General features: G+C 69.0%; 19 protein-coding genes, 2 tRNA genes and 1 pseudogene. 11 read left to right on the top strand and 11 right to left on the bottom strand.

The genetic code is table 11. The features are described from left to right. The first annotated feature begins 49 nt into the window (after window positions 1-49). The 3 genes from ACFFIA_RS33315 to ACFFIA_RS33305 all read left to right on the top strand — a co-directional run bounded on the left by ACFFIA_RS33315 (window position 50) and on the right by ACFFIA_RS33305 (window position 2,831). Entirely contained in the window at window positions 50-1,114 is a 1,065-nt protein-coding gene (locus tag ACFFIA_RS33315; protein ID WP_377259124.1) for a polyprenyl synthetase family protein, read from the top strand. Window positions 1,115-1,205: 91 nt separating this feature from the next. Further along, window positions 1,206-2,048 (top strand): sulfotransferase family protein, encoded by an 843-nt coding sequence (locus tag ACFFIA_RS33310; RefSeq protein ID WP_377258736.1) that lies wholly within the window; start codon window positions 1,206-1,208, stop codon window positions 2,046-2,048. Between the two features lie 102 nt (window positions 2,049-2,150). Then, on the top strand, window positions 2,151-2,831 hold the full coding sequence (locus ACFFIA_RS33305) for a methyltransferase domain-containing protein (RefSeq protein WP_377258733.1): 681 nt from the start codon (window positions 2,151-2,153) through the stop codon (window positions 2,829-2,831). 69 nt (window positions 2,832-2,900) lie between these two features. Here ACFFIA_RS33305 and ACFFIA_RS33300 read toward each other — a convergent pair whose 3' ends face one another. Beyond that, complete coding sequence (locus ACFFIA_RS33300; protein WP_377258731.1) at window positions 2,901-3,776, bottom strand: hypothetical protein; 876 nt, start codon at window positions 3,774-3,776, stop codon at window positions 2,901-2,903. 55 nt (window positions 3,777-3,831) lie between these two features. Between ACFFIA_RS33300 and ACFFIA_RS33295 the strand changes: the two genes are divergently transcribed. Both ACFFIA_RS33295 and ACFFIA_RS33290 read left to right on the top strand, forming a co-directional pair. Then, window positions 3,832-4,155 carry a hypothetical protein gene (locus ACFFIA_RS33295; protein WP_377258728.1) on the top strand — a complete coding sequence of 108 codons (324 nt, stop codon included), beginning with the start codon at window positions 3,832-3,834 and terminating at the stop codon, window positions 4,153-4,155. 54 nt (window positions 4,156-4,209) lie between these two features. Next, window positions 4,210-5,004, top strand: a complete 795-nt coding sequence (locus ACFFIA_RS33290; RefSeq protein WP_377258725.1) for a hypothetical protein — start codon at window positions 4,210-4,212, stop codon at window positions 5,002-5,004. 12 nt (window positions 5,005-5,016) lie between these two features. Here ACFFIA_RS33290 and ACFFIA_RS33285 read toward each other — a convergent pair whose 3' ends face one another. The 3 genes and pseudogenes from ACFFIA_RS33285 to ACFFIA_RS33275 all read right to left on the bottom strand — a co-directional run bounded on the left by ACFFIA_RS33285 (window position 5,017) and on the right by ACFFIA_RS33275 (window position 6,417). Then, on the bottom strand, window positions 5,017-5,373 hold the full coding sequence (locus tag ACFFIA_RS33285) for a sigma-70 family RNA polymerase sigma factor family protein (RefSeq protein ID WP_377259154.1): 357 nt from the start codon (window positions 5,371-5,373) through the stop codon (window positions 5,017-5,019). 142 nt (window positions 5,374-5,515) lie between these two features. After that, window positions 5,516-5,620 (bottom strand): annotated as a pseudogene (locus tag ACFFIA_RS33280) (RNA polymerase sigma factor SigJ); the annotation flags it as partial. Between the two features lie 59 nt (window positions 5,621-5,679). Further along, window positions 5,680-6,417 (bottom strand): SDR family oxidoreductase, encoded by a 738-nt coding sequence (locus ACFFIA_RS33275; RefSeq protein WP_377258722.1) that lies wholly within the window; start codon window positions 6,415-6,417, stop codon window positions 5,680-5,682. 256 nt (window positions 6,418-6,673) lie between these two features. On the opposite strand from ACFFIA_RS33275, the gene ACFFIA_RS33270 reads away from it, so the two are divergent. Further along, complete coding sequence (locus ACFFIA_RS33270; RefSeq protein ID WP_377258719.1) at window positions 6,674-7,681, top strand: sugar phosphate isomerase/epimerase family protein; 1,008 nt, start codon at window positions 6,674-6,676, stop codon at window positions 7,679-7,681. A gap of 111 nt (window positions 7,682-7,792) precedes the next feature. Here the strand turns inward: ACFFIA_RS33270 and ACFFIA_RS33265 are convergent, their stop codons facing one another. Next, window positions 7,793-8,092, bottom strand: a complete 300-nt coding sequence (locus ACFFIA_RS33265; protein ID WP_377258715.1) for a hypothetical protein — start codon at window positions 8,090-8,092, stop codon at window positions 7,793-7,795. Between the two features lie 193 nt (window positions 8,093-8,285). Here ACFFIA_RS33265 and ACFFIA_RS33260 point away from each other — a divergent pair. The 4 genes from ACFFIA_RS33260 (at window position 8,286) to ACFFIA_RS33245 (ending at window position 10,214) form a co-directional block, all read left to right on the top strand. Continuing rightward, a tRNA-Asn gene (locus ACFFIA_RS33260) sits at window positions 8,286-8,358 on the top strand. Between the two features lie 107 nt (window positions 8,359-8,465). After that, a tRNA-Ile gene (locus ACFFIA_RS33255) sits at window positions 8,466-8,539 on the top strand. A gap of 92 nt (window positions 8,540-8,631) precedes the next feature. Then, a complete protein-coding gene (locus tag ACFFIA_RS33250) occupies window positions 8,632-9,714 on the top strand; it encodes a hypothetical protein (RefSeq protein WP_377258712.1) in 1,083 nt (360 codons plus the stop codon). An 8-nt stretch (window positions 9,715-9,722) separates the two neighbouring features. Continuing rightward, window positions 9,723-10,214 carry a helicase-associated domain-containing protein gene (locus ACFFIA_RS33245; RefSeq protein WP_377258710.1) on the top strand — a complete coding sequence of 164 codons (492 nt, stop codon included), beginning with the start codon at window positions 9,723-9,725 and terminating at the stop codon, window positions 10,212-10,214. Between the two features lie 38 nt (window positions 10,215-10,252). On the opposite strand, the gene ACFFIA_RS33240 is transcribed toward ACFFIA_RS33245, so the two are convergent. From ACFFIA_RS33240 to ACFFIA_RS33215, 6 genes are all read right to left on the bottom strand, one after another. Beyond that, on the bottom strand, window positions 10,253-10,507 hold the full coding sequence (locus ACFFIA_RS33240; protein WP_377258707.1) for a Txe/YoeB family addiction module toxin: 255 nt from the start codon (window positions 10,505-10,507) through the stop codon (window positions 10,253-10,255). Next, window positions 10,504-10,788 (bottom strand): type II toxin-antitoxin system Phd/YefM family antitoxin, encoded by a 285-nt coding sequence (locus ACFFIA_RS33235; RefSeq protein WP_377258704.1) that lies wholly within the window; start codon window positions 10,786-10,788, stop codon window positions 10,504-10,506. The genes ACFFIA_RS33240 and ACFFIA_RS33235 overlap by 4 nt, the downstream gene beginning before the upstream one ends. 282 nt (window positions 10,789-11,070) lie before the next feature. Further along, the gene (locus ACFFIA_RS33230) at window positions 11,071-11,853 is read right to left on the bottom strand and encodes a site-specific integrase (protein WP_377258702.1); all 783 of its coding nucleotides are present in this window, start codon (window positions 11,851-11,853) and stop codon (window positions 11,071-11,073) included. Continuing rightward, on the bottom strand, window positions 11,780-12,145 hold the full coding sequence (locus ACFFIA_RS33225) for a radical SAM protein (RefSeq protein ID WP_377258699.1): 366 nt from the start codon (window positions 12,143-12,145) through the stop codon (window positions 11,780-11,782). The genes ACFFIA_RS33230 and ACFFIA_RS33225 overlap by 74 nt, the downstream gene beginning before the upstream one ends. After that, on the bottom strand, window positions 12,142-12,660 hold the full coding sequence (locus tag ACFFIA_RS33220; protein WP_377258696.1) for a protein NO VEIN domain-containing protein: 519 nt from the start codon (window positions 12,658-12,660) through the stop codon (window positions 12,142-12,144). The genes ACFFIA_RS33225 and ACFFIA_RS33220 overlap by 4 nt, the downstream gene beginning before the upstream one ends. Continuing rightward, complete coding sequence (locus tag ACFFIA_RS33215; RefSeq protein WP_377258693.1) at window positions 12,606-15,569, bottom strand: DEAD/DEAH box helicase; 2,964 nt, start codon at window positions 15,567-15,569, stop codon at window positions 12,606-12,608. Before ACFFIA_RS33215 ends, ACFFIA_RS33220 begins: the two co-directional genes overlap by 55 nt. A gap of 196 nt (window positions 15,570-15,765) precedes the next feature. On the opposite strand from ACFFIA_RS33215, the gene ACFFIA_RS33210 reads away from it, so the two are divergent. Next, complete coding sequence (locus tag ACFFIA_RS33210; RefSeq protein WP_377258690.1) at window positions 15,766-18,438, top strand: DEAD/DEAH box helicase; 2,673 nt, start codon at window positions 15,766-15,768, stop codon at window positions 18,436-18,438. Window positions 18,439-18,530 lie beyond the last annotated feature (92 nt).

Here is an 18,530-nt window from a genome sequence, read left to right as displayed (position 1 = left end):
CGCTTGGAGCCTCATGGCCGCCCGGAGCGAAGCGAGGACGGGCGTGAGCGTGGAGGTCGCCCGCGATTCCGAGCTGGAGGAGCTGCGTAAGCGCTTCGACAACGAGCTGGCGGCGTTCATCGACCGCCAGGATCCGGACTGGCCGGACGGCGCGCCGCGCGGCGTACTGGCGACGCTGCGGCGGTTCGTCCTCGCCGGCGGCAAGCGACTGCGGCCGATGTTCTGCTACTGGGGCTGGCGGGGCGCCGGCGGGCCGGACCGCCAGGAGGTGGTGGTCGCGGCGGCGGCGCTGGAGCTGTTCCACGCGTTCGCGCTCATCCACGACGACATCATGGACGGCAGCGACCGCCGTCGAGGCGAGCCCTCGGTGCACAAGGTCTTCGCCGAGCTGCACACCAAGTCGATGTGGCGCGGCGACCCGGCCTCGTTCGGGCGCAACACCGCACTGCTCTGCGGCGACCTCTGCGCCGCCTGGGCCGACCAGATGTTCCACGAGTGCGGGCTGCCACCGGAGCAGATCCACCGTGGGTACGGCGTCTTCGCGCACATGCGCACCGAGGTGATCGCCGGGCAGTACCTCGATCTGGTCTCCGGCGTGGGTGACGGCTCGGTGGCGAGCGCGCTCACGGTGATAAGGATGAAGGCGGCTCGGTACACGGTGACCCGCCCGTTGCAGATCGGCGCGGCGCTGGCCGGGGGAGGGACGCAGCTGCACGCCGCGTACGCGGCCTTCGGCGACCCGCTCGGCGACGCCTTCCAGCTCCGCGACGACGTGCTCGGCGTCTTCGGCGACCCGGCGCTCACCGGCAAGTCCATCCTGGACGATCTGCGGGAGGGTAAGCCGACGGTGATGATGGCGCTCGCCCGCAGCGGCGCCGACCGGGCACAGGCCGCCCGGCTGCGAGACCGCTTCGGCAACCCCGACCTCGACGCCGCCGGAGCCGAGGAGCTGCGCGGGATCATCGTCGACACGGGCGCTCTGGAGCGCATCGAGCAGATGATCCGGGTACGCGCCGACGCGGCGGTCGCGGCCCTCGCCGACGCTCCGATCCCCGACGGCGCGCGCGAGGCGCTGGTGGCGCTGGCCGGATCGGCGGTCAACCGGGAGCGCTGAGGCTCTTTTGTGGCAGACTCTGAGCCGTCCGTGCCGGGACGGTTCGGGAGGTGACCATGACGCTACGGGCGGTAGCGGCGTGGCCGAGGTCATGAGTCGCCGTCCCACGGTCGACACGGTTCGCCGTGCGGTCCGCAGCACGCGCGCCTGGGCCCGAGTGGTGGCCCCGGGCGCGCTGCCCGACTTCCTCGTCATCGGCGCGCAGCGATGCGGCACCACGTCCCTGCACCGCTACCTCGCCGAGCATCCGCAGGTGCGCGCCGCGACGGGCAAGGAGATCCAGTTCTTCAGCATCCACTATGGACGTGGCGAGCGGTGGTACCGGGGTCACTTCCCGGCGCCGATGGCCGGGCGGCTCAGCTTCGAGGCGAGCCCGTACTACCTCTTCCATCCGCGGGCGGCCGAGCGGGCGGCGGCCACGTTGCCGCGCGGCCGGTACATCGCGCTGTTGCGTGACCCGGTCGAGCGGGCCTACTCGCACTATTCGCAGACCCGTTCGTACGGCGCGGAGCCGCTCACCTTCGCCGAGGCGATCGCCGCCGAGCACGACCGGCTGGCGTGGGCGCTGCGCGCCGGTCCGGACAGCCGGGCGGCCCACGCGGTGCTGCGGCGCCACTCGTACGCGGCCCGGGGGCGTTACGCCGAGCAGTTGGAGCGGTGGTTCCGGCACGTGCCGCGCGAGCGCATCATGGTCGTGCGCAGTGAGGACTTCTACGCCGATCCCGCCTCGACCTACGCGGACGTGCTGGAGTTTCTCGAGCTGGAGCCGTATCTGCCGCCGCGCTTCGCCCAGCACACGCGGCGGGTCGAGCTTGGCGGCCCGCCGCCGGAGGTGGCCCAGGCGCTGCGCGACTACTTCGTACCGCACAACGCGCGCCTCGCGGAGCTGCTGGGCTGGCCGGACCCCTGGCCCGTGTCCGACATATCCGTCTGATCCCTCCGCATTCGCGCGCTACCTCGCCAAAGGCGTTTACCACGGCCGCGCCTCGGGGTAAGGCCACGGGCGTACAGCCGGCTGTTGAGGTGAGGTGGTTGGGTGACGCGCGCGTCGGACTTCAGTGGTGACGAGCTCGCGCAGCTCTACGAGGCGCGGTTCAGCGCCGCGGAGCTGGAGAGCAAGCGGGTCCTGTGGGAGGCGCTGTGCCGGGGCTTCTTCGACCGGTACGTCGACCCCGACGACACCGTGCTCGACCTGGCCGCCGGCTCGTGCGAGTTTGTCAACGCGTGCCGGGCCCGGGAGAAGATCGCCGTCGACCTCAACCCGCAGACCAAGGCGTTCGCCACGGACGCCCGCGTGGTCACCGCGCCGAGCGACGACATGGGCGAGGTGGCCAGCGGCTCGGTCCACGTCGTCTTCACCTCCAACTTCTTCGAGCACCTGCCGACAAAGCAGGCGCTGCTCGACACGCTCGCGGAGTGCCGGCGCGTGCTGCGTCCGCACGGCCGGCTGCTCACGCTGATGCCCAACCTGCGCTACGTCAAGCAGCGCTACTGGGACTACTTCGACCACCACCTCCCGCTGACCCACCTCAGCCTCGTGGAAGGGCTGCGGATGGCCGGCTTCGAGCCGCGGGAGGTGGTGCCACGCTTCCTGCCGTACACCGTCAAGAGCATGCCGGTGAAGGTGCGGCCGCGCCTGGTGCACGCGTATCTGCGGATGCCCTTCGCCTGGCGCCTCCTCGGCCGCCAGATGTTCGTCGAAGCCGTCCGCGTCTAATGCCTGTCTCACAAGGGCGTGGCCGGCCTGCGGCAGGCCACCTCGGCTCGACTTCGCGGTCGTCCGTGGCTATCGGTTGAGCAGGTCGGCGCAGTCGGTCTCGTCCGGCAGCAGCGGGCGGAGCACGACCGTCCACTTGCGATCGCCCGAGGTCCACGGCGTCGCCGCGTTGGCCTTGCCGGCGGCGGCCAGCACCTTGGCCACGTCGTCACCGGTGACCGTCACGCAGCCGGTCTCCAGTCCTTTGCCGGCCGAGGTGCCGGGCAGCGCCGGACCGGGCCAGGCGACCGCGGGCTGGTCCTTGCCGATGGCCGCGTCCGGCGCGGTGTACGGCGTGGCGATCGCGGCCAGCGCCGTCGCCTGGTACGGCTGCTCCCCGCCGGTCGCCTTGCCGAGGGTCGTGGGCAGGTCGCTGACCGCGCTGAGCAGGTCAAGCAGCTTGCGCCGGGCGGCCAGCTGGTCGGCGGTGAGCCCGCTGCCCGCGTCGGCGGCCTCATTCAGCGCGTACACCTCCGTGGTCGCCGGCCCGGCCTCGGTGTCGACCGTGAACCGGGTCGACGGCGCGTCGGCGACCGGCGGCTGGCCGAGGTCGGTGGCGGTGCCGACGCCCGCGGCGGCGGCCCGGTCGACCAGCTTGTCGACCTCGGCCGCGGAGAGCTGGAGCACCTGGAGGTTGGGGAGGGCGGGACCGGGATAGATGGCGGGCGTGGGCCCCTGGACGATCGCCCGCCCGTCGCCGTACACCGTCACGGCGGGCAGCCGCGCGATGTTGTCGGCCGGGGTGAGGAACCCGCCGGTGTAGTCGACCCGCACCGCGACGGCGTCGGGGTCACGCGCCGCCGGCGCGTCACCGGGCAAGGCCGAGCTGCCACCATCCTGGGCGCACGCGACCAGCAGAAACAGGGATGCGGCAGCGGCCGCGCGGAAGCCGGATGCGATCGTCATCTCCTTTTGACGGCGCCTGCGCGTGTCCGGTTCCCGGCTGCGATAACGTGTATGGATGTCCGACGTCGCGCCGGCCCGCCGCGAGCGGGGTCGCCTGCGCGGACGTCTGGCCATGGGCCTGGCGCTCCTGGCCGTCCTGGCCGTTCCCGGGTCGGCCCACGCGGCGACCCCACCTCAGGTATCGGCGCCGGTGAGTGCGGGCGTCGAGGTGGCGGGGTCGGTCGAGCGCGACGCGCCGGCCGTGGCCCCCGCCGCCCCCGCACCCGTGGCCGCCGAGCCGGCGCCCGCCCCGGTGCCGGTCTCCGCCGAGCGGGTCGCCGTCGAGAGCGCCGACCGGTCGGCGAGGGGCGAGCGCGCCCCGCCCCAGCCGGCCCACTGACTCCCGGCACAACCTCCTCCCGTCCCCCCTCCATCCGTGGGTGAGGTGTATCCCGTGAACATCGATTTTCATGGCTTCCTCCTGGACGTGCGCGGCGCCGCGCTGATCTGGCTCGGGCTGATCGCGATCGGCGCGGCGCCCTTCGTGGCGATGGCCGTGTCGGCTCGGCGCCGCCGCGGGCGGGCACTGCCGCGACCCCCTCGACGGCTCAGGTCGCGGCGCGAGTCGGCCGCCGCGCGGCAGGCGGAGCTGTGCCGGTACGCGGAGGAGGTGGCCGTCGCCGCCGGCCGTGCCGCGGTCACCGCCGAGCGCCGGCGCGCCGAGTGGGCCGCCGTGTCACGTACGCAGGAAGCGGCGTGGCGGGCGTACGACGAGGCGGCCGAGGCTGCGCTGCGGGCGATCCAGGCGGAGGCGTTCGGCATCCCGGATACACCATCCACTGTGGACGAGATGGCCGCGCGCCGGCGATACCTGGAGCGCTCGGCCATGGCCGCCTACCGGCGCGGCGACCTGACCGTTGAACAGTTCGGTGACGTGCTCGCCGGTCGCGACGGCTGGGACGCGCGGCGGCATCCGTTCGAGCAGGAGACCCGGCTGCTCGTCGCCCGGCGCGACCGCCTGCGCCGCGCCTGCGAAACACTGTCCGAAGTGGAAGGCGCGGCGTGGCGGGCGGCCGAGGTCGCCGTGGCCGCCAAGCACAGCCTCGACGCCGAGGCGCTCGCCGCGGCGCTGCGCGTGCGCGAGGCCGCCAGCCGCCCCCGACCCGCCCGCCGCCCGGTCCGCGGCGTCCGCCCGATGCCCGCCTGGGACTCGGACACCGCCCCCATCCCGCGCGTCGTGCTCACCTGACGGCGTACGTGGTCAACTGCTTGGTCGATCCTCGGGGGCCAGCAGATGGGAGAGCTTTTCCGGGTTTCGCACCGCGTCCAGCGCCACGATCCGCCCCGCGTCGACCGTGAACGACACGACGGTCAACACCCCGCCCGCGTCCCGCGCGACGATGCCGGGGCCGCCGTTGACCGTCACGACCCGCACCTCGCCCGGCCATTTCCGGGTGAATCCGATCAGTGCGCGCGCCACCGCCACCGCCCCGTGGGCCACCGGCAGCAGCGCCGAGACCTTGCCGCCGCCGTCGCCCTGCCAGGTCACGTCCGGGTCGAGGAGCGCGACGAGCCCGTCCAGGTCGCCCCGCTCGCAGGCGCCCACGAACGCGTCCACCAGGCGCCGCTGCTCCCCGTACGGCGGCCTCCTCGACGAGCGGCTCGGGCAGCCACGGCCCCACGTACCGCTCCCGCCGGGCCCGGGCGCTGCCCAGCGTGTCGAGCGTCCTGCGGCTGACCGTGGTGGTGAGCCACGCGCCCAGGTCGCGGATGCCGGCCGGGTCGGCGACGGTACGCAGCCGCAGCCACGCCTCCTGCACGCAGTCCTCCGCCTCCGCCAGGGAGCCGAGCGTCGCGTACGCCACTCGCAGCAGGCGCGGCCGATGCCTCTCGAAGGCCACAGCGAGCACCGCTTCATCGCCAGTCACGGCCGCGCCGCCAGCCACGCCCCGAACGGCGTAACTCCCTGAACATCGGGACGCCCCGCCGCCAGTACCCCATTTCGTAAAGCCTGACCCAGACGGCCCGGAAGCGGCACGGGGAGCAGCAGCGCGCGGTGGCCGGTGGTCTTTCGCCAGGTCCTGGCGAGCTGGCGGGCGTCGGCGAACTCGGGGCCGGCGACCTCGACGCCCCCTGGCGCGGCGCCCCCTCGGCGATGTCGGCGACCGCCACCGGCGGCCTCGGCCACCGCGACCATCCGCGGCCGCGCGTTCGGCACCGGGAGCAGGCGCCACCGCCCGGCCGGCGCCAGCGTCGCCGCGACGAGCTCGTGAAACTGCGTGATGCGGACGGTCGTCCACGGCACGGGACCCTGCGCCACCACGCGTTCCTGGTCGGCCTTGACCTTGAAGTAGCCCAGCGGCACCTGGTCGCATCCCACGATCGACGCGCACACGTGGTGTCCGACGCCGGCAGCCGCCTCCGCGGCGAGCAGGCGCCGCGAGCCCTCGACGAGTACCGCCGAGGCGTTCCTGCTGGCGTTGGTGGCGTCCACCACCACGCAGCCGGCGAGCGCGGCCTCGAGCCCTTCGCCGGTGGTCAGGTCGACGGGGTGATCGGGCGACCTGCGGCTGAGTACGCGGACCTCGTGCCCGCGCGAGCGCAGCTCGGTGGTGACGTGGCTGCCGAGTGTGCCGGTGCCCCCGGCGATCGCGATCCTCATGCTGGTGGGACGGCGTGGCGGCGAGTTGTGTGCCATCGCGCCCGGCCAGCCTCGGCCGTTCCGGGGCGGGCGCATCCTTCCCGCCGGCGGCCCGGCGGCCTAGAGTTGGGGCTGGCGTTGACCAGGCGTGGGTGCGCGTCCGGGCGGGAGGCGCAACCCGCCCGGAGTCCGCCGCCATCCGCCGCCTGGCCCAGCGCCGTGCTTGCACCGGACCGGTCTCCCTCGCGCCGTCCACCGCTCTTTACAGGAGAGGGACATGGCCCGACCGATCACGCTCTTCACCGGCCAGTGGGCCGACTTGCCGTTCGAGGAGGTTTGCCGGCTGGCCTCCGAGTGGGGCTACGACGGCTTGGAGATCGCCTGTTGGGGCGACCACTTCGAGGTCGACAAGGCGGTGTCCGAAGACGGCTACGTCGAGCGCAAGCGCGAGACGCTCGCCAAGTACAACCTCCAGGTCTTCGCGATCTCCAACCACCTCGTCGGGCAGGCCGTCTGCGACCACCCCATCGACGAGCGCCACCAGGACATCCTGCCCGCCCGCATCTGGGGCGACGGTTCACCCGAAGGTGTGCGCCAGCGAGCGGCGGAGGAGATCAAAGACACCGCCCGCGCCGCGGCCAAGCTGGGCGTGCGCACCGTGGTGGGCTTCACCGGCTCGTCTATCTGGCACACGCTCGCCATGTTTCCGCCGGTGCCGCCCTCGATGATCGAAAAGGGGTACGAAGACTTCGCCAACCGCTGGAACCCCATCCTCGACGTCTTCGACGAGGAGGGCGTCCGCTTCGCGCACGAGGTGCACCCCAGCGAGATCGCGTACGACTACTACACCGCCAAGCGCACGCTCGAGGCGATCGGCCACCGCCCCGCCTTCGGGCTCAACTGGGATCCGTCGCACTTCGTGTGGCAGGAGCTCGACCCGGTCAACTTCATCCTCGACTTCGCCGACCGGATCTACCACGTCGACTGCAAGGACGCCAAGGTCCGCACCGGCGACGGCCGCCGCGGCCGCCTCTCCTCCCACCTGCCCTGGGCCGACCTCCGCCGCGGCTGGGACTTCGTCTCCACCGGCCACGGCGACGTGCCGTGGGAAGACTGCTTCCGGGCGCTCAACGCGATCGGCTACGACGGCCCGATCTCGATCGAGTGGGAAGACGCCGGCATGGACCGCCTGGTCGGCGCGCCCGAGGCGCTCCAGTTCGTCCGCGCCCTGGCCTTCGACGCGCCCGAGGCCGCCTTCGACGCGGCCTTCTCCAGCAAAGACTGATCTTCGTTCGTGGTTGGCCCCGCGCGGTGCTGCTGTCGCGTTTGTGCTCAACCCCGGAGATGACGAGGGGTCCGGCCGGTGACGGTCGGGCCCCTCACTCATTGATCAGCGTCACATGGTGCTGTTGTTGCGGTTTGCGCTCGACCCGGTGGACGAGGTCGACGCGGCCAGCGCGTCGTCGTGCGTGCTGGAGAGCTTCTCCCCGACCCGCGTGTGGGACAGGCGGTCCCTGCCCTCCGAGTAGATGCGGTTGGCCTGCGCCTGCGCGACGCCGGCGGCCTCCTGCACCGTGGGGTGGTCCCACACCTTGCGGGCGTTGCGGACCAGTTCCTCGTACCTTTCCCGGCCAGCGCGGGCGCCCAGGACGAAGCCCGCAGCCAGCCCGCCGATGAACCACAGCTTTCCGCGCATGGCGGCTCCTTCCCAGTGGTCTTGACACGGTACGTACCCATCCTGCCCCGCCCTCATGCGCCGTTGGGTACGGACTGGCAGAATGTCCCGAATTGGTCCTGGCGTGTCCAGGGTAACCCTGTAGCCCCAGGACCCCCATCGTCCTGTACTCTTGTGCAGTCGCGCGGCACCGGAGCGATCCGGGCCAGCTCGATCCCCCATAGCTCAATTGGCAGAGCAGCCGGCTGTTAACCGGCAGGTTTTTGGTTCGAGTCCAAATGGGGGAGCTTCTACTCCTGGCGGGCCAGGCTGGCCCCTTCGATCGCTGCGCATGGACGGCCGGCGGGCCAGTGGCCGCTGGCTCGCACTGCGGGATAGGATCCCGGCGCAGCAGGGGGCGGTAGCTCAGCAGGTTAGAGCAGGGGACTCATAATCCCTCGGTCGCGGGTTCGAGTCCCGCCCGCCCCACCCGAAACGGATGCCCAACCGGAGGGGGTTCAGGGGGACGGTCACGAGGCGGAATAGCGTTGGTGATCCGCGTCGTGCGACACGATCCCTCGTTGAGCGTGCAGCCGACTGCTGCCAGACCGTGGGTCGTAGGTTGGCCAGGTGCAGTCTCTCGCTGCTCACCTTCGCACCCTGACCTGGACCAGCTCACCAGTCTGGTTGCGAGCCGTCGCGATGCGACGCTCGAACCCGCGCCGAAGAGCACCGAGCAGCTCGCCGTACGGCTTCTGCATCCCTCGTCGATGGCGGGCGCCTGTGCGTTGCTTACCTTGCCGCAGCTACAGGCAGGCGAGGTCGCTGCGGGGCTGGGCGACGGGTGCACCGCCGCGCGGCTGGCGATGCTGTTGGGCGTACCGGCGGATGACCCGGACCTGGGGGCGGCGTTGCGCCGGCTCACTCAACTCGCCCTCATCTGGCCGCACGCCGGCGGCTTCGTGGCGGCACATCTGAGCGCGGTGTGGCCGCACCCGCTGATGCTCGGGCCCGGCGCCGCCGAGCTGTTCAGCACGCAAAACATGAACGAGCTACGCAGGCTGGCGAAGCTGTACGGTGTCCCTGTCGCCGGCGTCGGCAAGAACGAGTTGGTCGTCGCGCTCTCCGGCTGGCTGGCCCAGCCGGAGAATGTGCGCCGGGTCGTGGCGCAGGCCCCAGCCGATGTCTGTGTCCAGCTCGGCATGCTTGCCCGGCGCCCGGCTTCGCCCTTCGGTCTGCCAGGGATCACGCTCGGCGCGCCCGGGATGGCGTTGCCGTGGGCCACCGAGCATGGTCTCCTCGTGGGTTCCGGATGGGGTGGCGGTGAGATGCCCCGCGAGGTCGCTTTAGCGCTGCGGGAGGGCTACGTCGCTCCGTTCGACCCGAGGCCGCCCACCGTGTCTGTCACCCGGGTCGAGCCGGAGGCCGCCGAACGGGAGGCCGCAGCCGCGGCTGTCGAGACCCTCGCCGCGATCACCGCGACCGTCGAGACCATGAGCATCGGCCCGGCCCCTGCTCAAGACTGGCGGCCTAGGCGTACGCGAACTTCGCCGGATCATCAAGTCGTCTGGTCAGGACGAGGACCGCACCCGCTTGACCATCGAACTGCTCGCCGCAGGCGGCCTGACGCTCCTGGCCCTGCTCGACAGCGCAGCCGCCCCTGAGTCACGCAGTGGCGCTTGGACCTGGCGGTTCTCACCGGCCAGCATTTCGCGCCGCGCTCGACGCCGGCACCAACGCGACGGACCTGCTTACCCGGATCACCGAGGTAGCCGAAGGCGACCGCGTGCCCCAGACACTCGTCTACCTGATCAACGACGTAGCCCGCCGATATGGCCAGGTCCAAGTACACCCAACCGGCTGCTGCCTTTGCAGCGACGACGAAACCCTGCTTACCGAAATCCTGAACACCCGCTCACCGCAGGCCCTGCACTTGGTCCGGCTCGCCCCGACCGTGCTCGCCAGCGCGAAACCGCAGGCTGAAACCCTAGCTGCACTGCGGGCCGCCGGCCACGCGCCGGCCGGACTTCGCACCGACGGCAGCCCGGCGATCGAGATCCCGCAACGCCGCCGCGCCGCTCCACCACCCAACGAGCCAGACAGCGGCGACGTGATCGCCCTGCCACGACTGAGCGACCCGGCAGAGCTTGTCCGCAACCGCTGACGCCCAGCCGGCTGACCGGTGGGAGTAGCTGGGCCGTGTCATTCGTAGTGATAGCGACACTGCGCTATCTGCACGGTGTCATCGATGATCCGATACACCAGGCGGTGTTCCTGATCAATGCGCCTCGACCAGAACCCTGACCAGTTGCCGCGAAGCTGCTCCGGTTTGCCGATGCCTTGGTGGCCATTGCGTCGGATGTCCTCGATTAGTGCGTTCACCCGCCTGAGCATCTGGCGATCACGCTGCCAGGTCAGGTAATCCTCCCAGCCCTGGCTGGCGAACTGAACCTTCACGCCGCCGACGCTTCGCCCGCCTCGGCGGCGGGGTCGATCAAGTCGTGCATCTGCCCACCACCATTGCGCAGTTCCTCTACGGCCTCGTTCAGGCGACGCGCGTTGGCGGGACTGGCCATCAGATACGCCGTCTCCTTCAGCGACTCGTACTCCCGCAGTGAGATGATCACCGCGGCCTCGCGGCCGGAACGGGTGACCACAACCTCCTCGGCATCATCCACGACATGGTCGAGCATCTTGGCCAGATTTTGCCGGACCTCTGAATACGTGACGGTGCGCATGGTCCCTCCCGAGCTGGCGTACAAGAAATTGTACAACGCGGCGGGTCGATGACGCCACATGAATCGCTAACGTCGACCATCACCACAGGCGGCCCCTAGGAACGACGTGACAGAAGGCTCACTGGACACCGCCACGCGCCCGCGACCCGGTCAAACGTAGCGGCAGCAGGTCACCGGCGATGGTCGCGGTCTGGTTCGCATGGTGATGCCTCCGGCCCACAGGGTTTGACCTCGGATTATGGTCTGCGCGCTGCTCCAGATGATCTCGATGGAGCGGCCTTGCTAGGGAAATGCTAGGGATCTTGTTCTGCTATGCGTCTTCCTGCTGCGTAGGGGGACCAGCGCGGCCGCCGCTTCCGCGGCGTCCCGGCCCACCGTGCCGATGAGGTGGCCGTAGGTGTCGTTGGTGATCTTGATTGAGCTGTGCCGGAGGTGTTTGCTGACGATGGCGATGTCGACGCCGGCGGCGATCTGGAGGCTGGCGGCGAGGTGTCGCAGCTTGTGCAGGGAGATCTTGGGGAGGCGGTGCTTGGCGACCAGCTTGCCGAAGTGGTGGGTGATGTAGTCGAGGTGCCAGCTCGAACCGTCCTCGCGGGTGAAGACGAGCCCGGTGTCCTGCCAGGCTGGGCCGGCGGCGAGGCGTTCCTCGCGCTGTTGCCTGCGCCACACTCGGAGGACTTCGGCGGTGCCGGCGTCGATGTCGATGACCGACTCGGAGCCCTCGGTCTTGGGCGTCGACTCGACCACGCGGTGCTGGGCGGTGGTGCGCTGCCAGGCGACGTCGACCAGGCGGGCGTCGAGGTCGACGTCCTGCCAGCGTAGGCCGCATAGCTCGCCGCGTCGCAGGCCGGCGAAGGCGGCCAGGTGGAGCATCGGGTAGAGCGGCTCGCTATCGGCGGCGATGGCGTCGAGGAAGGTGGCGAGCTGTTCCGGGTGCCAGATCTTGACCCGCGGTCTCTTGGCGCTCGGGACCTCGGCGAGGGCGGCGACGTTACGGGAGACCTCGCCGGCCCCGCTCGCCGGGCACCGGACACTGCTCGTCGTCCACGTCCCCGATGCGTCCACCGCGTGAGATGACCGCGGCCGGACAGCCCTTGCCGCACTGGCTGTTCATGCCACACCCACCGCATTTGGTGTTCGCGCCGACGGCGTAGCGGCCATGGAAGTCGTAGGCGTCCAGCGCAGGCCCCACCTCGTTCTCCAAGATGTTGCCCACGAGGAACTCGGCATCGTTGTACTGCGACTGCGGCGTACGGGACGCGAACACGATGTACGGGCAGACCGCCAACGCGCCGTCCGCGAAGACGTAGATGAGTTTTCCGATATCGCAGCCCGCTAGGCTAGCTCTGTGACTCAAAAGGGTGCGGTGCCGGCCCACCAGGTCTTCGCCCAACTGGCCCGGACGCCGGTCGCATAGAGGTCGCCGAAGTCGATGCCTGTGAAGGGGTCGGCAACGTACCGTACCTGGTCGTGATCCGGGCCGGCCTTGCTGACCGTGACCAGGGCGAGCCGATAGTGAGGGACGGCGTTCTTGCCGGTGACAACCTCGTTGTGGGTGACGTAGAAGTCCTCGGCGCCCTCGATGCGTGCCTTGACCTCGATGCGTATGGAGGGTCCGCCCTGGGTGGGGATGGACAGGATGTCGTAGCCGGGGTTGTTGAACGCCTGCTCCTGTGGCTGACGGCCGAGGGCACGCTCGGTGGCGAAGACCAACTCGATGCCGCGCCGCTCGACGGCCTTGGTCTCCTTGGCATGGATGGGAGCATCGGCGGGGATATCGGCGTCAACCATCGACAAGGGCAGCACGAGCGCGGCTGTCATGATGCGTGGCGGTTTGGAGACCAACTGGGCTTGCTGGTCCAGCAGTGCCAAACGGGCCTCGCGGCGCGCCAGGAGGTCTTGAGCCTTGCGCATGAGGCTGTCGGAGCTTTCCTTTGGCTTGATGCCAGCCTGCTCCTTCTCCTGGGCCGCCATCGCGTCACCGATGAGTCGGTTCGACTCATTCGCCAACCGCTGGTCCACTCGCTTCCGCGTGCGGTCGATCTCGGCGAGTCGGCGGGTGAGACCTCGGCGAGGTAATCCTTGAGCTGGTGTCCGATGATCCATGTCCGGGCTTTGGCTTCGGCTCCGCCGAGCCATGCCAGCTTCATGGCCGCCGCCACGGCTGGGGTGTTTGGGGCGGCCACGCAGTCGAGGTACGGCGCGGGGCCGGCGGGCCTGACGCGTCCGGTCGCATCGACGTAGGCATAGCCGAAGCGCCGTGCGATCGACTCGCCGGTGCCGTCGACTACCTCCTCCACCACGCCAACCAACAAGGTTGGCTCCTCGATCTCGGGGGAGATCAGGACCGTGCCGCGATCGAGGGCGGCTCGGAACTGGGTGATGGTGAGGTCACCTACGGAGTCGTGGAGCGGATGCCCAGGCGCGAGCAGGTCGGCGCGTGGCTTGCCGGCAACATCGATGCAACCAAGCTCGAAGGTGACCCGCTCGTAGCGGCTGGCGACAGGCCCGTGTTTAGTGACGGCACGGACGGCCGCGGGCACATGGCTGATCTCGTAGCGGCCGCGCTCGCGTCGGGCGAGCCGACCTCCTAGGCGCTGGAACGCGAGGCGGAACGCCCACTCGATGTAGTGCGGCTGTAACCGGCGGGCGCGAGCCTCTTCCATGAGCCGCTGCATCTGGGCCAGGTCTGCGTCCGACATGGCGTCGTGAGCCAGTGCTCGTTCCTCAAGAAGCTCTTTGAGGCCGTGGGCGACCGATTCGTCGATGACCTGCTCCATCTTGGCCCGGGTCTCAGGGAGGTCGCCGTATCGGATGGCGTCGATCAATAGCTCTCGCAGCGGCGTCTCGTCGAAGGCCGCCCCGAGCACGTCGAAGACCTTGCCGCCGTAGGCCTTGCGCTGCTCTTCGACCTTCTGCAGCAGCCGGCTGAACACCTCGCCCTCACGGGTGTTGGCCGCCACGAGATTCCACAGGCGACAGACCTCCGTTTGCCCGATGCGGTGGATGCGGCCGAAACGCTGCTCGATGCGGTTTGGGTTCCACGGGAGGTCGTAGTTGACCATCAGGTGGGCGGCTTGGAGGTTCAGGCCCTCGCCGGCCGCGTCGGTGGCCAGGAGCACCTGGCAGGCGGGGTTCTTGGTGAACTCCTCGGTGATGGCACGGCGGTCGAGGCGCCGGACACCGCCGTGGATGGCCTCAACGGTGTCAGGCTTGCCGAACAGCGAACGGATCTTGCGGGCCAGGTAGTCAAGCGTGTCGCGGTGCTCGGTGAAGATGATCAGCTTGCGGGGCTTTTCAGCTCCGGGATGGATGAGATCGTTGTCTTCGAGGATTTTGCGCAGCTCAACCCACTTGCGATCGGTGTCAAGGTTGCGGACCCACCGCGCGACCTCGATGATCTTGTCGAGATCGGCCAGCTCGGCGTTGAGCTCCTCGATAGTGCGGGCCGCGGTGGCCGCGTCGAGCAGTTCCTCCTCGATCTGCTCGACCTCCTCGGAACTGCGCTCGTCGCTGTCCCAGTCATACGGATCGATCGGGGGCAGCTCGTCGCCTACACGGCGTCCGTGTATCAGGTCGTCGCGGCGGCGCTTGAGTCGTTCGGCTCGCCGAACCAGAGACTTGAAGATCGCCTCAGGGCTGGAGGCCAGGCGTCGCTGGAGGACTGTGAGCGCGAAGCCGACCGTGTTGCGGCGTTTGTCGTCCAGCCGCTCGGCCCGGTTCATCCCTTCGCGCACGTACTCGGTGACGCGCTCGTAAAGGTTTTGCTCGTCTGCGGTCAGCTCGTACGGCACGGTTTGCGCGATGCGTTCAGGAAAGAGCGGCTTGCCCTCGAAGGTGAGCAGGTCCTCCTTGACCATGCGTCGCATGAGCCCGCTGGTGTTCGGGTTGTGTACGCCGGCCTTGAACTTGCCCTCGAAGCCGTCGGGCTCAAGCAAGGTGAGGAAGAGCTGGAAGTCCTCTTCCTTGCCCGCGTGGGGGGTGGCCGTCATTAGCAGCAGGTGGCGGGTGCGGTCGCGCAGGTTTTCGCCGAGTTGGAAGCGTCGGGTCTTGTTCAGCTTGCCGCCGAAGTAGTTCGCACCCATCCGGTGCGCTTCGTCGACGACGACGAGGTCAAATTCGGCGTCGTCGAGGTGCGCAGCCAGCTGTTCGTTGCGTGCGAGCTGGTCCATCCGTGCGATGAGCAGCGGATTCTGCTCGAAGACGGTCGATCCGAGCCTGGCCTCGGCCATTGCTGTGGTGAGGATGTCGAAACGCAGGCCGAACTTGAAGAACAACTCGTCCTGCCACTGGTCAACCAACCCGCCGGGTGCCACGATAAGGCAGCGCTTCACGTCGTCGCGAAGCAGGAGCTCCTTGACATACAGGCCAGCCATGATTGTCTTGCCTGCGCCGGGGTCGTCGGCCAGCAGGAACCGCAGCGGCGTCCGGTCGAGCATCTCACCGTAGACGGCTCGGATCTGGTGGGGCAACGGCTGCACGTCGCTGGTGGCAACCGCGAGCATCGGGTCGAACAACCCGGCCAAGGAGATCCGCTGTGCCTCAGCGACCAGCCGGAACTCCTGGGCATCGGCGTCGAACGGCCGGCTGCCCGCGTCGGAGAGACTCAGCTTGGCCTCGTCGGATCGGAAGAGCACCTGCTGACGCAGGCCGCCGTCGAGGGTCTTGAAGGTCAGCTCCACGGCATCGGAGCCGTGCCATTGCGCGGCGATCACCGAGACGGTCTCGCCGGGCACCACCCCGGTCACCCGGAGACCGGGCGAGAGGTCCTCGAGCCGCACCAGTCACCTCCAGATCGACAGCCCCCAGAGCTTACCGACGAGCACCGACACTACTGAGGAGCACAACATCGGCACAGAACCGTAGGTACCGCACTTGTCGTGCGTCGGATTCCAGACAGCCGTCTTCGGAGGTCCCGTTTCATGTACGGGTCCACTACGATATCGTGCCTAAACCCCCTCGATCACTGCGGTGAGCATGAATAAGACCGAGCGCGAAGAAATTCGTCGCCTCACGGCGGACTTCAGGCAGTGGATCCATCGTGCCGAGGAAATACAGGACTGGCACAAGGCTGTCCAGGAAGCGGCCAGCAGCGACGAGCGAACCATGCGTGCACGCAGCGTCATCGTTGGCCGGTCCGGCCAGGCCGCCTGGCGTGTGCTCGCACTCCGAACGAGTGACGTGGGGGTCGTGAGGCGCCTCTGGGAGCGGGCCGCGCTCCCTATGCCAACGGCCGACGACAACGCACTGCTGCGCCCACTCACCAAGGACGTACCCAGCAGCATCGCTTCGGTCACCCCCATGCTCGGAGTGCGTCGCTTCTTCAGCGGATCAGCGAAGAAGCAATCGGCGGAGGCGGCCGGCGAACTCCTGCGTCATCACCACGCGGCTTTCCTGCGGTACGACGGACCTCGCCGACTGGACCGGCTCGGCGTCTCCACCACCTCCGTCGATCCCCAACGGCTCGGGCTCCAGACGCTGCTCGACCCCGCACTCCGCTTCGACCTCGTCTCCAGGCAGACCGGCCCGGCACCCGAGATGCTGGACCGGTCGATTGTCAACGGGCTACCAGAGGCGCTGGATGCCATCGCCAAGGTCGTCGCAGGTGAATCCTCGTACCGGTCCGCAGCCCGTGACGCGGGTGAGAAGGTGAGACGCGCTGCGGTCCATCGGTTCCTTGAGGAGATGCCCACGGAGGCATTGAAGGCGGCCACCCGTGATCGTCTCCGGCTGGGAGCTCTCGCCGAGGCAAAGATCAACACGGTGCAGGAGGTGCTGAACCGTGGTCGCTCGCTTCAGATGCTTCCAGGCGTCGGGGAAACGTCCGCCCGGCGAATGCTCGCAGCAGCCCAAACCATCTGGCAGACAACGTACGACGAGATGCCAGTCCGCATCGACATCAAGCATCGCCACCCGGAAACCACCCAACTGCTGCGCCGCCTCGCCGAATGGGACTCGTGCCGGCAGACCCGAGGGGCAGCCGCCGACCTCGAACGGGCATCCGAACTCGCGCCAATGCGAGCAGCGATCGACAGCCAAACCACTCACCTGCTTGTCATTCCGACCAGGCAGCTCCCCAGCTCAGGACTCGTCGAGAGCATCCAAATCGTCATACGCCGAGCCGAACTGCTCGGCATGTCGTCCGCAGCCGGCCGAAAGAACGTCGGCAGCGACCCGTGGGAGGACTTCCTCGCTCGGCCTGCCGACTACTTCGCCATGCTCTCCGAACTGGGCTTCGTCACCGAGGACGAGAACGCGGTACACGGCGATCTCCCAGAAGAGATCATCCAAGCGGTCCGCGACCAAGCGCTCAACGGCGAACATCTGACCGCGTCGCTGCGCGGCTATCAGAGCTTCGGAGCCCGCTTCGCCCTCGTGCAACGCAAGGTGATCATCGGGGACGAGATGGGCCTCGGTAAGACATTGGAGGCTATCGCTGTCTTCGCGCACCTGCGTAGCCGAGGGAAAACGCATCTCCTGGTGGTGTGCCCAGCCGCGGTGGTGACCAACTGGATACGTGAGGTCGCCGGCAAGTCGAAACTACGAGCGCACCGGGTCCACGGACCAGAACGCGACCGCGCAGCCCGTACCTGGATGCGCGATGGTGGCGTCGCTGTCACCACCTACGAGACCCTGGCGTGGTGGGAACCGGCCCTGCGGCAACTCCGCGACCTGCCGTGCGTCGTAGTCGACGAGGCCCACTACATCAAGAACCCTCAAGCGCAGCGCACGATCAGGACCAAGCAACTCGTCGCGCGCGCCGACCGGGCGATCCTCCTCACCGGTACGCCACTGGAGAACAGGGTCGACGAGTTCCGTAACCTTGCCTCCTACGTGCGCCCCGACCTCGCTGTCAACGCCACTGACCTGTCGCCACGGACGTTCCGCCGGCAGATCGCGCCGGCGTACCTACGCCGGAACCAGGAAGACGTACTGACCGAACTTCCCGAACTCATCGAGGTCGAGGAATGGCTTCCAATGTCCACTTCCGACGCCGGCCGGTACCGGGCCTCTGTGGAGCGTGGAAACTTCATGGAGATGCGCCAAGCGGCAATGCTCCAGGGAAGCCAGTCCACAAAGATGCAGCGCCTGATCGAGATCGTCCGCGAAGCCGAGGAGAACGAGCGGCGAGTGATCGTGTTCTCCCACTTCAGGGAAGTGCTCGACCTGGTCGCCCGGGCGCTGCCGGGGCCCGTATTCGGCCCCCTCACGGGGTCGGTGCCAGCGATCCGACGCCAGCAGATGGTGGACCAGTTCTCGTCGGCCAGGCACGGCGCCGTCCTCGTTGCCCAGATCCTGGCCGGCGGCGTCGGGCTCAACATCCAGTCCGCATCCGTCGTCGTCATCTGTGAACCTCAGCTGAAACCCACCACCGAAGCACAGGCCATCGCCCGGGCACACCGCATGGGGCAGGTGCAGTCGGTGCAGGTCCACAGGCTGCTGTCGGAGGACAGCGTCGACCAGCGGATCACCGAACTACTCGCTGGGAAGATGCGGCTCTTCAACGACTTTGCTCGTGTCAGCGACATGGCTGACTCCACTCCTGAGGCCGTGGACCTGTCCGAGGCCGAACTCGTCCGAGAGGTCGTGGCGGCAGAGCGCCAACGGCTCTTCGAACGTGCCTCCTCCAAGGCGGGCGGAGCCGTCTGACTGCCCTCTCTGATGCGGCACCGCCTCTGACGAGCCGGTTAACACAGCGGGTAGGCGAGCACAAGCTTCTATTTCAGGAAGTGATCTTTTAC

The sequence above is a fragment of the Phytohabitans kaempferiae genome (assembly GCF_042433955.1).
Classification (GTDB): Bacteria; Actinomycetota; Actinomycetes; order Mycobacteriales; family Micromonosporaceae; genus Phytohabitans; species Phytohabitans kaempferiae.
The sequence above is the reverse complement of the archived record's forward strand: the minus strand, read 5'-3'. Positions and strand labels throughout refer to the sequence as shown.

Excerpts from the sequence above, each read along its gene's own strand:
- ACFFIA_RS33310 (WP_377258736.1), top strand. The coding sequence starts at position 1,206 with ATGAGTCGCCGTCCCACGGTCGACACGGTTCGCCGTGCGGTCCGCAGC.
- ACFFIA_RS33300 (WP_377258731.1), bottom strand. The coding sequence starts at position 3,776 with ATGACGATCGCATCCGGCTTCCGCGCGGCCGCTGCCGCATCCCTGTTT.
- ACFFIA_RS33295 (WP_377258728.1), top strand. The coding sequence starts at position 3,832 with ATGTCCGACGTCGCGCCGGCCCGCCGCGAGCGGGGTCGCCTGCGCGGA.
- ACFFIA_RS33275 (WP_377258722.1), bottom strand. The coding sequence starts at position 6,417 with ATGAGGATCGCGATCGCCGGGGGCACCGGCACACTCGGCAGCCACGTC.
- ACFFIA_RS33270 (WP_377258719.1), top strand. The coding sequence starts at position 6,674 with ATGGCCCGACCGATCACGCTCTTCACCGGCCAGTGGGCCGACTTGCCG.
- ACFFIA_RS33265 (WP_377258715.1), bottom strand. The coding sequence starts at position 8,092 with ATGCGCGGAAAGCTGTGGTTCATCGGCGGGCTGGCTGCGGGCTTCGTC.
- ACFFIA_RS33235 (WP_377258704.1), bottom strand. The coding sequence starts at position 10,788 with ATGCGCACCGTCACGTATTCAGAGGTCCGGCAAAATCTGGCCAAGATG.
- ACFFIA_RS33210 (WP_377258690.1), top strand. The coding sequence starts at position 15,766 with ATGAATAAGACCGAGCGCGAAGAAATTCGTCGCCTCACGGCGGACTTC.